At 67.9% G+C, this 13,301-nt stretch carries 14 protein-coding genes; 7 read left to right on the forward strand and 7 right to left on the reverse strand.

Annotated elements, in window-relative coordinates; genetic code table 11:
• The 3 genes from GKO32_RS04525 to GKO32_RS04535 all read right to left on the reverse strand — a co-directional run bounded on the left by GKO32_RS04525 (position 1) and on the right by GKO32_RS04535 (position 2,342).
• Entirely contained in the window at positions 1–681 is a 681-nt protein-coding gene (locus tag GKO32_RS04525) for a GntR family transcriptional regulator (protein WP_154755490.1), read from the reverse strand.
• Between the two features lie 84 nt (positions 682–765).
• Positions 766–1,614 carry a fumarylacetoacetate hydrolase family protein gene (locus GKO32_RS04530; protein ID WP_154755491.1) on the reverse strand — a complete coding sequence of 283 codons (849 nt, stop codon included), beginning with the start codon at positions 1,612–1,614 and terminating at the stop codon, positions 766–768.
• Between the two features lie 38 nt (positions 1,615–1,652).
• On the reverse strand, positions 1,653–2,342 hold the full coding sequence (locus tag GKO32_RS04535; protein WP_154755492.1) for a polysaccharide deacetylase family protein: 690 nt from the start codon (positions 2,340–2,342) through the stop codon (positions 1,653–1,655).
• Positions 2,343–2,451: 109 nt separating this feature from the next.
• Between GKO32_RS04535 and GKO32_RS04540 the strand changes: the two genes are divergently transcribed.
• Complete coding sequence (locus GKO32_RS04540) at positions 2,452–3,024, forward strand: NADPH-dependent FMN reductase (protein WP_154755493.1); 573 nt, start codon at positions 2,452–2,454, stop codon at positions 3,022–3,024.
• Between the two features lie 7 nt (positions 3,025–3,031).
• Here the strand turns inward: GKO32_RS04540 and GKO32_RS04545 are convergent, their stop codons facing one another.
• The 4 genes from GKO32_RS04545 to GKO32_RS04560 all read right to left on the reverse strand — a co-directional run bounded on the left by GKO32_RS04545 (position 3,032) and on the right by GKO32_RS04560 (position 6,329).
• Positions 3,032–3,508: a VOC family protein gene (locus GKO32_RS04545; protein ID WP_208024271.1), complete on the reverse strand. Its 477-nt coding sequence runs from the start codon at positions 3,506–3,508 to the stop codon at positions 3,032–3,034.
• Entirely contained in the window at positions 3,505–4,452 is a 948-nt protein-coding gene (locus GKO32_RS04550) for a fumarylacetoacetate hydrolase family protein (RefSeq protein ID WP_154755494.1), read from the reverse strand. Before GKO32_RS04550 ends, GKO32_RS04545 begins: the two co-directional genes overlap by 4 nt.
• 95 nt (positions 4,453–4,547) lie before the next feature.
• Entirely contained in the window at positions 4,548–5,525 is a 978-nt protein-coding gene (locus GKO32_RS40050) for a response regulator transcription factor (protein WP_154755495.1), read from the reverse strand.
• 138 nt (positions 5,526–5,663) lie between these two features.
• Positions 5,664–6,329 carry a TMEM175 family protein gene (locus tag GKO32_RS04560; protein WP_208024272.1) on the reverse strand — a complete coding sequence of 222 codons (666 nt, stop codon included), beginning with the start codon at positions 6,327–6,329 and terminating at the stop codon, positions 5,664–5,666.
• Between the two features lie 187 nt (positions 6,330–6,516).
• On the opposite strand from GKO32_RS04560, the gene GKO32_RS04565 reads away from it, so the two are divergent.
• The 6 genes from GKO32_RS04565 (at position 6,517) to GKO32_RS04590 (ending at position 13,301) form a co-directional block, all read left to right on the forward strand.
• Positions 6,517–7,461, forward strand: coding sequence for an ABC transporter ATP-binding protein (locus GKO32_RS04565; RefSeq protein ID WP_154755496.1), 945 nt, complete (start codon positions 6,517–6,519; stop codon positions 7,459–7,461).
• Positions 7,458–8,309 carry an ABC transporter permease gene (locus GKO32_RS04570; RefSeq protein WP_154755497.1) on the forward strand — a complete coding sequence of 284 codons (852 nt, stop codon included), beginning with the start codon at positions 7,458–7,460 and terminating at the stop codon, positions 8,307–8,309. The genes GKO32_RS04565 and GKO32_RS04570 overlap by 4 nt, the downstream gene beginning before the upstream one ends.
• Positions 8,306–8,884: a carboxymuconolactone decarboxylase family protein gene (locus GKO32_RS04575; RefSeq protein ID WP_154755498.1), complete on the forward strand. Its 579-nt coding sequence runs from the start codon at positions 8,306–8,308 to the stop codon at positions 8,882–8,884. The genes GKO32_RS04570 and GKO32_RS04575 overlap by 4 nt, the downstream gene beginning before the upstream one ends.
• An 84-nt stretch (positions 8,885–8,968) precedes the next feature.
• Entirely contained in the window at positions 8,969–10,267 is a 1,299-nt protein-coding gene (locus GKO32_RS04580; RefSeq protein WP_154755499.1) for a metal-dependent hydrolase family protein, read from the forward strand.
• Positions 10,260–11,834, forward strand: coding sequence for an FAD-dependent oxidoreductase (locus GKO32_RS04585; protein WP_154755500.1), 1,575 nt, complete (start codon positions 10,260–10,262; stop codon positions 11,832–11,834). Before GKO32_RS04580 ends, GKO32_RS04585 begins: the two co-directional genes overlap by 8 nt.
• 9 nt (positions 11,835–11,843) lie before the next feature.
• Positions 11,844–13,301: an MFS transporter gene (locus GKO32_RS04590; protein WP_208024273.1), complete on the forward strand. Its 1,458-nt coding sequence runs from the start codon at positions 11,844–11,846 to the stop codon at positions 13,299–13,301.

The raw sequence follows: 13,301 nt of genomic DNA on the forward strand, positions 1-13,301 counted from the left end.
TCAGCTGCGTACTTCGGGTTGGCCGGCCTTCTTGTTCAGTGCGTCGGTGGTGCGCTGGATGTGCTGCGCGATGAGGCAGGCCGCATTCATTTCGTCGCGGGCAACCACGGCGTCGAGGATCTGCTGGTGCTCGAGCGCCACGTCGCGCTCGGGGTCCGGGGCCATCGACCCGGACCACCACCGGTAGAGCGACGCCGTTTCGCGCAAGGACGTCGCGATGGACAGGAGTTGGGCGTTCCCGCACCCTTGCAGGGTCGCGTGGTGGAACGCCTCGTGCGCATCGACCCAGTCTTCGCTGATTTCGCCGGTTTCCGTCGTTGCCGGGGTATGGGCGAGGGTGTGGTGTGCGGCGATCACCGACGACTCCCATTGAAGGTCGCCGTGCGCGATCGCGCGGCGCACGACCAGGCTTTCGATCTCAATCCTGGCTTCGGTGATCTCGTTGAGGTCGCTCAGGTTCAGTGTCCGGACCCGGAACCCCTGCTGTGGCAAGGCGACGGCCAGGCCTTGCTCGGCCAGGCGCATCAGCGCCTCGCGGACCACCGACTGGCTGACGGTGAAACGGTCGGCCAAATCGACGAAGCGGAGCCGGGAGCCAGGCGGGAGCGTTCCACGCAGGATTTCCTTGCGGACCTCCTCGTAGACAAGCGCAGACCGGGTCGTCGAGATTTGGCTGGACATGGAACCATGATATCCAACTGCGGGACTGAACCGTTGGCGCGGGAAGATGGCGCTATCTCGAGATTTGGCGGCCGCTTGGCAGGCTCACACGAATCGCTGTTTGAGCTCGCCGATGCCTTCGACCCAGCTGCTCAGCTCGTCGCCGGGACGCAGGAAGCGCTGGGGGGTGCGGCCCGCGCCGACCCCGGACGGTGTCCCGGTGAAGATCACGTCCCCCGGGTACAAGGTGACGATCGTGGACAGATACGCCACCAGCTGCGGGACCGGGAAGATCATGCTGGTGGTCCGTGCTTTTTGCACCTGTTCGCCGTTGACGGCGCAGCCGATCTCCAAGTCGTCCGGGTTGGGCAGCTCGTCGGGCGTGACCAGCACCGGACCGGTCGGGGAGAAGCCAGGATGCGATTTGGCCATGCTGAACTGCGGCAACGGCCCGCGTAGTTGCAGCTGCCTTTCGGACAGGTCCTGCCCCACGGTCAGGCCGGCCACGTACTCCCACGCACGGGAGGAGTCCACGCCGCGCGCGGTGCGCGAGACGATCGCCACCAGTTCGACCTCCCAGTCGACGGATCCGGCGGGCAGCGGCACGTCGGTGACGGGTCCGGAGAACGAGCTGGGGTACTTGGTGAACACCATCGGCTCATCGGGCAGAGTGCCGAGGCCCCCCTCGGCGGCGTGATCCCGGTAGTTGACTCCGATGGCGAAGACCTGACGAGGGGCGGGCGCCACGGGGCCGAGAAGCCGCGGGTCTCCGATGCCGGTTTCGGCGCCGGCGGCTGGTCCGCCTTGGTCCTGTGCCCATCGGCGAAGGTCGTCGAACGATTCGTAGGCGGCTTGCGGATCCGGCCCGAATCGGCCGCCGCTCGCGGTGGCGACATCCACGGGACCGTCAGGGGTGAGAAGGGTCAGACGGCCGTCGACGTTGGCGATACGCATAGGTGACTCCAGCTGTAGGTGTGCCGTGGTAAGCCGGGTTACCCGGCCCCGTTGGTGAGGTGGGCCAGGGAATGCCGTAGCCGGCCTTGCCTGATGGGGACACAGGAGTCGGGGAATTCGGTGACGGTCTCGACGTCCATCGCGGCCAGTCCGGCCAGGAACGCCGGCAACCGGTCCATCGCCCCGGTGTCCAGGTCGTGGACGACCACCACGGACCAGTCGGTGCGCGCCACGTACGCGAGAGCGTGGTCCACCCAGCTTGTCGTGTTCTCCCAGTCGCGCGGCACGCAGTTCCACAGCGCGCACGTGTAGCGATGCTGCTCGAGATACCGCACGGCCTCCGGGCTGAACACACGCTTGTCGAGGACGCCGCCCGCGGCGTTCGGCCGGAACAGGCGCTCGCCTTCGGTCTCGCTGGTACCGGCCAGCGCGTCGATGTCGTCCTCGATGGCCATGATCTCCGCGGCCACCGCGTCGTCAGGATCCTCGGCGGCGCCGAGCTGGACGGTGTGGGTGGCCGTGTGATGGCCGATGCGGTGCCCCTCCGCCGCCGCCCGCCGCGCGAGGGCCAGGCCGCCCGGCTGCTGCAGCTGGGTGCCGACCACGAAGAACGTGGCGAGCGTGCGATGGGCCGCCAGCACGTCGAGCACCTTGTCGGTCACGCCCGGGGTCGGCCCGTTGTCGAAGGTGAGCGTCACTCGCCTGCGCTCGGCTGCTTTGCCGGCCATGGAAGACCTCCCGAATATTTCTCGAAGTTGGCTCGCTATTGCGAGATTGAGGACATAGTATCATGACAAGGAAATAATCTCGAGATTTTAGCGAGGAGAGTCAGCGCCCATGAGCGACCTGAAGATCGCGATCATCGTCGGCAGCACCCGGCCCGGCCGTAACGGCAAGGCCGTGGCCGACTGGGTTCTGGACAAGGCCGGCATGCGCACCGGCGCGAAGTACGAACTGGTGGACTTGGCGGACTACCCACTGCCGCATCTGGACGAGGCCCTCTCGCCGGCCTTGGGGCAGTACTCGGGGGCGCACACCAAGGCCTGGGCCGCGACGATCGCCGCCTATGACGGGTTCGTCTTCGTCAGCCCGGAATACAACCACTCCACCTCGGGCGTGCTGAAGAACGCCATCGACTACCTGTATGCCGAGTGGCACAACAAGGCGGCGGCCTTCGTCTCCTACGGCACCCTGGGTGGCGCCCGGGCGATCGAACATCTCCGCGCGATCTGCAGTGAACTTCAGATCGCGCACGTCCGTCAGCAGGTCTCCTTCTCGGTTTTCACGGACTTTGAGGGTTTCTCTGTCTTCAAGCCGGCCCCCGAGCACGGGGAGGCCGCGGCAACCCTGTTCGACCAACTCGAGTCGTGGGCCGGCGCGTTACAGATGGTCCGGGCTGAATTGCGGTGATGCGGGCTCAGCCGGGGGTGGGGGGCTGCGCGTCGCGTGAGGTGTACAGCCATGGCGAGTGCAGGTCCGCCGTGGCGTGGTCCCATTCGTGGGTCTCTTCGGTGTACACCCGCAGTGCGAGCCCGTCGGGGTCGAGGAACACCAGGGTCCAGCCGAGGAGGCCGCGCAGCTGGGGGGAGTGCTCGACGCCTTCGGCGTCCAGGTGCCGGATCCACGCCTCGATATCGGAGCGGCCGGGGACGGAGAAGATGAGCGGGTCGAACCCTTTGCAGCCGGCGGCGGTCAGCGGCGCCAGGCGTAGCTCGATCATCGGCAGGGTGGGGACCTCGAGGATGTAGGCGGTGAGCGTGCCGTCCGGCGCGTAGTGGTTGAACTCGGGCCGATAGGTGGCGTCGAGAACGCGCTGATACCAGGTCCGGCTGGTGTCCAGGTCGCTGACCGGGATCCGGATGTGGTGGATGCCGTTGAGGGCTGGTGCGCTCACCGGTGTGTTCCCTTCTCACTCGTGGTCGGCTGCGGGGCGGCGATGATCCGGTTCGCCGTACCGCCGAGTCCGGTGATGTCGGTCCGGACCAGGTCACCGGGTTGAAGGTAGAGCGGCGGGTTCCGGAAGGCCGCTACTCCCGCCGGGCTGCCGGTGCAGATGAGATCCCCGGGCATGAGCGTGAGCACCGTGGAGAGGTAGGAGATGATCCGCGGCACGTCGAACACGAGGTCCGTCAGGTCCGAATCCTGGCGGAGTTCGTCGTTCACCCAGGTACGGAGCCGGATCGCGGCCGGGTCTCGGAGATCGTCCAGCTCGTCGAGGGTGACCAGCGCCGGGCCGCTGGGGCAGAAACCGTCGTAGCTTTTCCCGAGGTAGGGGTTGCGGTAGAACTCGTGATCCTCGTGGACAGCACGTTGCAGGTCACGGTCGGACATGTCGTTGACGACGGTCACCCCGGCGACGACGTCCAGGGCCCGCTCCTCGGGGACGTCGCGGGCAGCAGTCCCGATGACCACGCCAAGCTCCACTTCGTAGTCGAGGGTCTCCACGCCCGGCCGTCGCACGACGTCGTCGGCTGGTCCGACGACCGTTCCGGATGCCTTTCCGACTGCCATCGGCCGGTGGGGCGGCACTCCGCCGGAGATGGCCGCTGCCTCCGTGATGTGGGAATAGGTGTTGGCGCCCATGAGGATCACCTGGCCGGGGCGTGGTATCGGCGGCCCGATACGCGTGCCCGACACCGGCACCAGGTCGGTGTCTTCGGCTTCCTCGACGAGCAGGGCGGCCATCTCTCGCCAGTATGGCAACGAGATCAGATCGGTCGGTGTGCCGACAGCATGATGTCCGCGCCGCGCGAGCGCGCGACGGACATCGAGTAGCCGGTCATCGAGTAGGATGCCCGGACTTTCGCCCTGCGAGGGCCCGAAGCTGGCGAGGCGCACGACGCTCCCTGGGGGTGGACTTCCCGCATTTCCGCGGCGGTCATCCAGGATGTACTTCCCGGCGTGTGCCCGGCAGCCACATTTGTGGGGGTTCGCTAAAGCAGTCCCTGTAGCCGTGCTTGGAAGACGGCTTCGCCGCGCGAGTGCGCATCCAGCTTGGTGTAGAGCGACTTCGAGTAGGTGCGCACGGTCTGGGTCGTCAGTCCGAGCTGCCGGGCGATCTGGTGGTAGGACGACCCGGAGTCCAGTTCGCGCACCAGGTCGAGTTCGCGTGGGGTCAACGCCGGCGCTGCAGGTGCCGGTCCGGTTGTCGCCGGCTTGGGCTTGGCCTGCTTGACGGCTGCGAGAATCCGTTTCTTCGGCCAGTGTCTGGCGATGACGATGGGAGAACCGTTGACCATCCGGGATTCGCGGTCGGTGACGATGACGTCTGCCCATGCCGGGGAATCGGGCAGCTGCGGCGCATGCGGACCGTGGAGCAGCCGGACTTCGGCGTCGAGACCGTGCTCGAGGATACGGGCCAGTCCTTCGGCGGCGAGCATGTCCCGATGCAGGACGAGCACGCGGAGTACGTGGGCCGGGGCGAGGCCCAGTGCTGTGGCCAGGGTGGGTGCGGCAGCGGTGATGCCACGGGCGATCGCATCCCAGGAGGCGCGGTGGTCGCACGAGGACAGCAGGACGGCGCCGCCGGTCCGGTCCTGGACGGCGATCGGAATTGCACATCCGGCGCGGTGGCCGGCTATCTTGGCTATCCGGTCGAGGAGCCGGTCGAAACCCGGTTCGCGGACGAAGTCGCCCGACGCCCAGGTTCGTCCCGCTGTGACCGCCTCCAGGCGGGTCGACTGCTGGGGGAGGACGACGGCTCCGGGCCGGATGACGTCCGTGCCGGTGACGGCGAGCACGCGGCCTTCGCGGCGGTCGACAGCGGCCAAGGTGACGTGCTGGACCTCGGCCCGTCGACGGATGAGATCGGCCAAGCGCCGTGCCTTGTCCGGCCGCGCCCCCGCCGCGATACGCCTGACCTCCGCGTCGAGCCCGGCCGGCTCGGCGGGCCTGACGTCGTTGTGCACCACCGGACGAGCATAACCGCGGAAAACCCTCGCCGACCGCCGTCGTGGACTACCCGCCACCACAGGTCTCGATGGGGCGCGCCGCCGGAAGTGCGCGGGCAGCTGGCGGTAGTGCTCGCGATCGTGGCCCTCGGCTATTACTCAGCCCGTGTCGTCATCGGGCCGTCCGGCGTGCGGTGTTGCGAGCTGGTCGAAGCAGTAGTAGAGCGCCAGCGCCCCGTGCACCGCCAGGGTCGCGATCGCGTTGACGAACGACAGGCCGATGGTGGCCAGGTAGGCGATGTTGCCGAGGCCGAATCGGCGCAGCGCTGCCCGGGCGGCGACCGGGTCGACGTGCTTGTGCAGCAACCCGACGTCGCGGGTGACGGCGATCCACAGCACGCTGTAGGCGACGCCCATCGCGAGCATGGTGGTGCTGTAGACGGCCGCGGCGATGTGCGCATCCGCACCCGCAGTGAGGTATTCGGCCAGCAGCCGGGTCGGGAAGGGGAGCGCGGACACCACGAGCAACAACCCGAGGTTGGCGAACAGGACCGACCGGTCGACCAGGTTCACCATGCTGAACATGGTGTGGTGGTTGACCCAGATGATGCCGATGACCAGGAAGCTGACCAGATAGGCGAAGTACGACGGCCACTGATGCGCCAGGGCGGAGCCGAGTCCGCCCGCACCGACCTGGTCGCGCGCCGGCACCGCAAGGTCCAGTACGAGCAGTGTGATGGCGATGGCGAACACTCCGTCGCTGAAGGCTTGCAGTCGTCCGCTCGGAGTGCGCGTGCCGCCGTGGTCGCTGGGTTGGTCAATCATGGTGGCGCTTCCCTGGAATTGACAATCATGGCGCGCAGAACAGCTCATGGAATCCTACGGCGCGCACCGCGTCTCCCTCACCGATTCCACCGGCCGGCTGACAACGGCACGGCCATGTTCACATCCTCTTCTCAGCCTTGTGAAAACTGCACCGTGTAGTGTGGTTTCTTGAGAGAAGGGGGCATACATGACGGAGTCCAAGGCGGGCCCCGCGTCCACGGCCGGTATCCAGGCGCGGGGCCTTACCAAGCGATACGGGAACAAGGTCGTGGTAGACGACCTGTCGTTCACCGCGGAACCGGGCGTCATCACCGGATTCCTCGGGCCCAACGGAGCCGGCAAGAGCACGACCATGCGGATGCTCCTCGGGCTCGCGAAGCCCACCCGCGGCAGCATCACGATCGGCGGCCGGCGCATCGCCGAGCTCGACGACCCGGGTCACACGATCGGTGCCCTCCTGGACGCGCGCGCCGTCCATCCTCAGCGCACCGCGTTCGACCATCTCCTCGCGTTCGCCCAGGCCGCGGGCCTCGACCGGACACGGGCCGGTGAGGTGCTCGATCTCGTGGGCCTGACCGCCGCGGCCTCCCGCCGGGCGGGGGAGTTCTCACTGGGGATGAAGCAGCGCCTCGGCATCGCGACCGCCCTGCTCGGCAACCCGGGAGTGCTGGTGTTCGACGAGCCCTTGAATGGTCTGGACCCCGAGGGTATCCGCTGGGCGCGCACCCTGATGCGGAACCTCGCGGCGGAGGGCCGGACCATCCTGTTCTCCAGCCACCTGATGTCCGAAATGGAGCTGACCGCGGACCGCCTCGTGGTGATCGGTCAGGGCAGGCTTGTGGCCGAGTCGTCGCTCGAGGAGTTCGTGCGGGCGCACACGACGCAGATCGTCACGGTCTCTTCACCGGCACCGGAAGACCTGGCGCGTGCCCTGGGGCGGGCCGGGTTCGTATTCGACCGAGGCGAGACCGGCAACCTTCTGGTCACCGGGGCCGACACGGCCATCGTCGGCAAGATCGCGGCGACCGAGGGGATCCCGCTCGAGGAGCTCACCTGGGTCCGTGAGTCCCTCGAGGACGTATTCCTCCGGCTCACCCACGACGTCACCGAGTACGGAAGCCGTGCCGCATGAAACTCCAATGGACCAGACCACACCGTCCTGATTGGACAAGGTTGCGCCCGGCCGACCTCGCCCACGTTGTCCGGGATGCGATCCCGGCCAGGAACACGATTCGTTCCGAATGGACGAAACTGCGCAGCGTCCGCAGTACCTGGATCCTTGCACTCACCGCCATCGTCGCGGGGGTCGGGCTCAGCGTGCTCGGCATGTCCGATCTGCTCAGCACTCCGGCGTCGCAGGTGCCGCCCGATTGGGATCCGACCGCGGGCAGCCTCAAGGGTTTCCTCTTCGCCCAGCTCGTCATCGGGATGCTCGGCGCGTTCAGCATCACGCCCGAATACGCCAGCGGAATGATCGGCGGCAGCCTCGCCATGGTGCCGTCGCGATCCCGCCTGCTGGTCGCGAAGACGCTTGTGGTGGGGGCGATCGCGCTGGTCGTAAGCCTGTTCACCACGCTGATCAGCTTCACGGTGGTGCAGCTGAGCGTCAAGGGTGCCGGCCTGCCCGCCGCCGGGCTCGGTGACCCCGGTGTCCTCGGCGCGCTCGTCGGGGCCACGCTGTATCTGACGTTCGTGGCGCTCATCGGGGTGGCGGTCGGGGTACTGACCCGGTCGAGCACCAGCAGCCTCGCCGTCCTCGTCGGTGCGCTGCTGCTCGTGCCCGCCCTCGCTCCGGGACTGCCCGGCGCGATCGGTGACGCGTTCGGCCGGTACTGGCCGATCACCGCGGGCCAGGCCGCTTACACCGTGGTCCCGGTCGGCGGCATGGTCTCGCCGGGCTCCGGGCTTTTCATCCTCCTCGTGGCCACGGTGGTCGTCACCGTCGTGAGCCACTCCGCCTTCCGTACCAGGGACGTGTGATCACCGTGCGAATCAAGCCCATCAGCCCGGACCAGCTCTCCGCGGAGCAACAACAGCTCGACGAGCAGATTCGCCGGATGCTCGGCGGGCTGCGCACCCCGTTCACCACGATCGACGAAAACGGCGCGCTGGTCGGGCCGTTTCCCGTGATGCTGCACTTCCCGGAGCTCGCCAGGCCGTTGCTGGATTGGTCCACGGCGGTCACCACCGTGAGCGTGCTTCCGGTGCGGGTCCGTGAGGTCGCCATCCTCACCACCGGGGCCCGATACGGTGCCGGATACGAGCTCTATTCGCACAGCAGAATCGCGCGGGCGGCCGGGCTTTCCGGCACCGTCGTCGCGGCTCTGGTGGCTGGGCAGCGGCCGGCCGAGCTGACGCCGGAGGAGGCCGTCGCCCATGATGTGGCGGCTCGTCTTTACACCGGCGGGCCGATGCCCGGTGCGCTCTATCGCGCGGCCGTCCGGTCGTTCGGCGAATCCGGTACCGCGGAACTCGTTTTCCTGATCGCGCAGTACGCCGGCATTTCGTTGGTGCTCAACGCTTATGACGTCCCGGCGCCGCCCGACGCCGAGTGATGCCGCTGCGGGACCTGCCCGATCCGGTCGTGGAGGTAGGCCGAAAGCGCGTCGAGATCCGGAAGGAAGAAGGGCCAAGGGAGCATGGAGATCGAGAACAAGTCGCCACTGCGGGTGCACAACGTCCGCCTCGTCGACGGTGTCAGCGACGCCGCGGTGCCGGATGCCGTGCTGGAGGCGGATGCCGACGGGCGGATCACCTTCGCCGGCCCGGCCGGCGAAGCGCCGCCGGCATCGCGGGATATTCCGGCGATCGACGGCCAGGGCGGCACGCTGCTGCCCGGGTTCTTCGACTGCCACGTCCACCTGGGCCTGCCGTCGAACCGGTCGGTGGTGGAACAGGCGCTCACGACGGGCGATGTCATGCGCATGATCCAGACCACCCACCGGCTGCGGGAAACCCTGGAATCGGGCATCACGTCGGCGCGTGACCTGGGTGCGCTGCCGGCGGCCTATCGCGACGCCGTCGCCGGCGGGCAGTTGGCAGGGCCACGGTTGCAGGTCGCGGTCGGGATCATCAGTCACACCGGCGGGCATGCGGACGCCACGCTGCCCAGCGGGCTGCACCTCGACTTCGACTTCTGTGTGCTGGCCGACGACGTGCGTGAGGTGCGGCTCGCGGCGCGCCGGATGCTGCGCGACGGCGCCGACGTCATCAAGGTCTGTACCAGCGGCGGGATCAGCAGCGCGACGGACGATCCCGACGACGAGGACCTGCTTGACGAAGAGGTCGCCGCCGTCGTGGACGAAGCTCGCCGGCACCGTGGCCGCCCGGTCGCGGCACACGCGCAAGGGCGCGCCGGTATCCTCGCCGCGATCCGCGGTGGAGTCCGCTCGGTCGAACACGGTTTCGGTATCGACGACCGCGGTTGCGACCTGCTGGGGGAACGGGGCGCGTTCCTCGTGCCGACCTTGGCGACCGTGTTCCGGCCACTGGAGCGGAGCAAGACCTCGCCCTGGCACTACGAGAAGAAGCGGCGCTGGAACGAGTTCACCAAGAAGAACATCGCCGCCGCCATCGAGCGGAAGGTGAGCATCGCCGCGGGGACCGACGCCGGGATCACCCCGCACGGACACAACCTCGCCGAACTGTCGCATCTCGTCGAGCTCGGCATGAGCCCGATGGATGCCATCCGCGCCGGCACGGTGCACAGTGCACGGCTGCTCGAGGTCGACGACCGCCTGGGCACGCTGCGCCCCGGCATGCTCGCCGACCTGGTGATCTGCGCCGGCGACCCGGTGCGGGACATCACCCTGCTGTCCGCTCCGGAAAACATCGTCGTCGTCGCCCAGCAGGGAGTGGTGCGAAAGAACACGCTGCCCACCGAAGCAACCGGAGAAACCTTTGTCGCGCAACACATTCTGGAAGGACACCATGACTGACACAGCCAGGGCCGATGTCATCGTCATCGGAGCCGGGCCCACCGGACTCACGCTGGCGTGTGACCTGACCCGACGCGGCTTCGCCGTGCGGATCCTCGAGCGGGACCCGGCGGCGAACCGCGCCACCCGGGCCAAGACCATCCAGCCGCGTTCGCTGGAGGTGCTCGACGACCTGGGCGCGGTGGACCACGTCCTGCGCCACGGTGTGGCCAGGCTGCCGATGCGGTTCCACGAACAGGGCGGTGCGGTCGTGGACAAGCCGCCGATTTCGGTCTCGGCCGACGACTCCGCCCACACGCCGTATCCCGATCCGTTGCAGATCGGCCAGTTCCACGTCGAATACGCGCTGCGGCAGCGACTCGAAGAGCTCGGTGGCCGCGTCGAATTCGGGGTGGAAGCGACCGGTATCGAGCAGGACGACGACGGGGTCACCGTCGCGCTGCGGACCGCGGACGGCGAGCAGACCACCCGGGCCCGCTACGTGGTGGGTGCCGACGGCGGCAAGAGCAGCACCCGGAAGTTCATCGGGCTGCCGCTGGTGGGCAAGACCTACGAGGAGCAGCGCTGGTACATCGGGGATGTCACCGTGGGCTCGGATCTCGACCGGGACCACATGCATATCTGGCCGTCCGATCAGGGCATGCTCGGCCTCACCCCGCTCGGTGACGAGCTGTGGCAGTTCCAGAGCCCCATTCTGCCCGGGGAAATCCCCGGCACCCCGTCGCTGGAGTTCTACCAGCAGCTGTTCGACGAACGCGCCGGCAAGGGCACCGTCGAACTGACCAGCGCCGGCTGGCTGTCGGTGTACCAGATCAACGTCCGCATGGTGGAGACCTACCGCAAGGGCCGCGTCCTGCTCGCCGGCGACGCCGCCCACGTGCATTCCGCCGCGGGCGGTCAGGGCATGAACACCGGTATCCAGGACGCTTACAACCTGGGGTTCAAATTGGACAGCATCCTCAACGGTGCGCTGTGGAAGCTCCTGGACACCTACGACGACGAACGTATCCCGGTCGCCCGCCGGGTGCTCGAGATGAGCACGGCCAAGATGGCCAGGGCCATGCGGGAGGCGGGCAGCGGCGAGGAGGGCCTGGGCTCCGCGCTGGCCGACATCGGCGACGGCCAGATGAACACCGGTCTGGGCATCCACTACCGCGACAGCCCCATGATCTACCCCGGCGGCAGTGAAGCCGGGCCCGTCCCGCAGCCGGGTGACCGGGCGCCGAACGCGACCGGCCTCGAAGGCGAGGAATTCCGCGGAGACGTGTTCGACCTCCTGCGCGGCATGCACTACTCGCTGTTCGTGTGGGACCACAGCGAGCCGGTCATCTTCGACAACGCCAAGCCCACCCACATGCATGTGCACCGCATCGGCCCGGCGGCCGGCAGCACCATCGTCGACGCCAAGGGCGAGTTCGAGCGGATTTACCAGCCTTACCCCGGCGAGATCCTGCTCGTCCGTCCCGACGGCTACCTCTTGGCGCGCCTGCCGGCGGGTCAGGAGATGGATCTCATCAACCATCTGGCCCCGTTCCGGTCGATCGGCAACACCGTCCGGCCCTACTAGGAGCGCTTCATGGAAAAGACCAGCACCACGAAGCACACCGGATGGAACAGACTGCTCGCCGGTCAGGCGGCCATCCTGCTCCTGGTGAACGTCATGGTGGACACGGTGATCACCGCGCCGATCATCGTGCTGCCCACAATGCTCGAGCATTTCGGGCAGGACGAGCCTGCCTGGCTCAACTCGAGCGCGATGCTGGCCGGCGCGATGTGGTCGCCCCTGCTCGGGAAGGCGGCCGACCGCTACGGCAAACGCAAGATCCTGGTGCTGACGCTGACGATCGCCGCGGTGGGCGCACTCGTGTGCATGCTCGCGCCCACCCTCTGGATCTTCGTGGCCGGGCGGGTGATCCAGGGCGCGGCCGTGGCCTCGCTGTTCCTCACGGTCGGGATCGTGAAGGACATCTGCGCACCCCGGATCGGGATGATCGTCACCGGGATCGTGACCACCGGTAACGCGATCTTCGGGATCGGCTCCGCGTTCCTGTTCGACTACCTGGCCCAGCACACCGGTTACCAGGTGGTGTTCATCATCTCGGGCGCGCTGGCGGTCGTCACGGCGTTCCTGGTGCGGTTCCTGCTGCCCGAGTCGGTGATCAGGACACCGGGCCGGATCGACGTCCGCGGGGCGCTGCTGCTCGGTGGCGGTCTGGCTCTGGTGGTCGCCTACATCAGTTTCGGGTCGGAATACGGCTGGGGCGTTTCGGTTCCGCTTCTGCTCGTCGGGTTCGTCGTGCTGGGCATCTGGTACGTGGTGTCACGCCGCACTCCCGAGCCGGTGGTGGACATCAACAACCTCGGCCGGCCACTGATCCTGACGTTGCTGGTGGTCGTGCTCGGCACCGGCGCGTATCAAAGCATGCTGCAGCTGTTCAGCCTGCTGAGCGACGTGTCGCCGGAGCTGGGGCTCGGCTATGGGCTCGCGGGCGCGAGCGGTGCGGCGATCGGTTTGCTGCTCGGCCTGCCGTCGGTCGGGATCGTGCTCGGTGGCACGCTTTCGGGAGCGATCTCGACCCGGATCGGGCCGGCTCCGGCACTGGCCGCCGGGGTGGCGCTCGGGACGCTGGCGACCCTGGGGTTGTTCATCGCCGCGGACACGCTTCCCCTCGCGGTTCTCTGCTCGATCATGCTGAGCATCACCGCGGGCACGCTCGTGACGTCGGGCTTCAACATGGCGGGAATCCTGGCGCCGCCCGAGCGCCAGGGCACGGTGTCCAGCCAGGTCATGGTCATGGTCGCGATCGGTTCGGTGTTCATGAACTTCATCGGCGCGGCGGTGCTCAAGGGCAACCAGGTGACCGTCGACGGCAAGTCCATGAACTCGGCCACGGGCGTGTTCACCTATATCGGGATCGGGCTGGTCGCGTTCGTGATCGCCGGGGTGCTGGCCGTGCTGCTGGTGCGCACTCAGCGACGCACCAGCCCGATACCGGCGGCGCCGGAGTCCGCGGCGGCGAGCGAACTGGCGTGA

The sequence above is a fragment of the Amycolatopsis pithecellobii genome, assembly GCF_009707865.1.
GTDB lineage: Bacteria > Actinomycetota > Actinomycetes > Mycobacteriales > Pseudonocardiaceae > Amycolatopsis_E > Amycolatopsis_E pithecellobii.

Excerpts from the sequence above, each read along its gene's own strand:
- GKO32_RS04525 (WP_154755490.1), bottom strand. The coding sequence starts at position 681 with ATGTCCAGCCAAATCTCGACGACCCGGTCTGCGCTTGTCTACGAGGAG.
- GKO32_RS04530 (WP_154755491.1), bottom strand. The coding sequence starts at position 1,614 with ATGCGTATCGCCAACGTCGACGGCCGTCTGACCCTTCTCACCCCTGAC.
- GKO32_RS04535 (WP_154755492.1), bottom strand. The coding sequence starts at position 2,342 with ATGGCCGGCAAAGCAGCCGAGCGCAGGCGAGTGACGCTCACCTTCGAC.
- GKO32_RS04540 (WP_154755493.1), top strand. The coding sequence starts at position 2,452 with ATGAGCGACCTGAAGATCGCGATCATCGTCGGCAGCACCCGGCCCGGC.
- GKO32_RS04560 (WP_208024272.1), bottom strand. The coding sequence starts at position 6,329 with ATGATTGACCAACCCAGCGACCACGGCGGCACGCGCACTCCGAGCGGA.
- GKO32_RS04565 (WP_154755496.1), top strand. The coding sequence starts at position 6,517 with ATGACGGAGTCCAAGGCGGGCCCCGCGTCCACGGCCGGTATCCAGGCG.
- GKO32_RS04570 (WP_154755497.1), top strand. The coding sequence starts at position 7,458 with ATGAAACTCCAATGGACCAGACCACACCGTCCTGATTGGACAAGGTTG.
- GKO32_RS04580 (WP_154755499.1), top strand. The coding sequence starts at position 8,969 with ATGGAGATCGAGAACAAGTCGCCACTGCGGGTGCACAACGTCCGCCTC.
- GKO32_RS04585 (WP_154755500.1), top strand. The coding sequence starts at position 10,260 with ATGACTGACACAGCCAGGGCCGATGTCATCGTCATCGGAGCCGGGCCC.
- GKO32_RS04590 (WP_208024273.1), top strand. The coding sequence starts at position 11,844 with ATGGAAAAGACCAGCACCACGAAGCACACCGGATGGAACAGACTGCTC.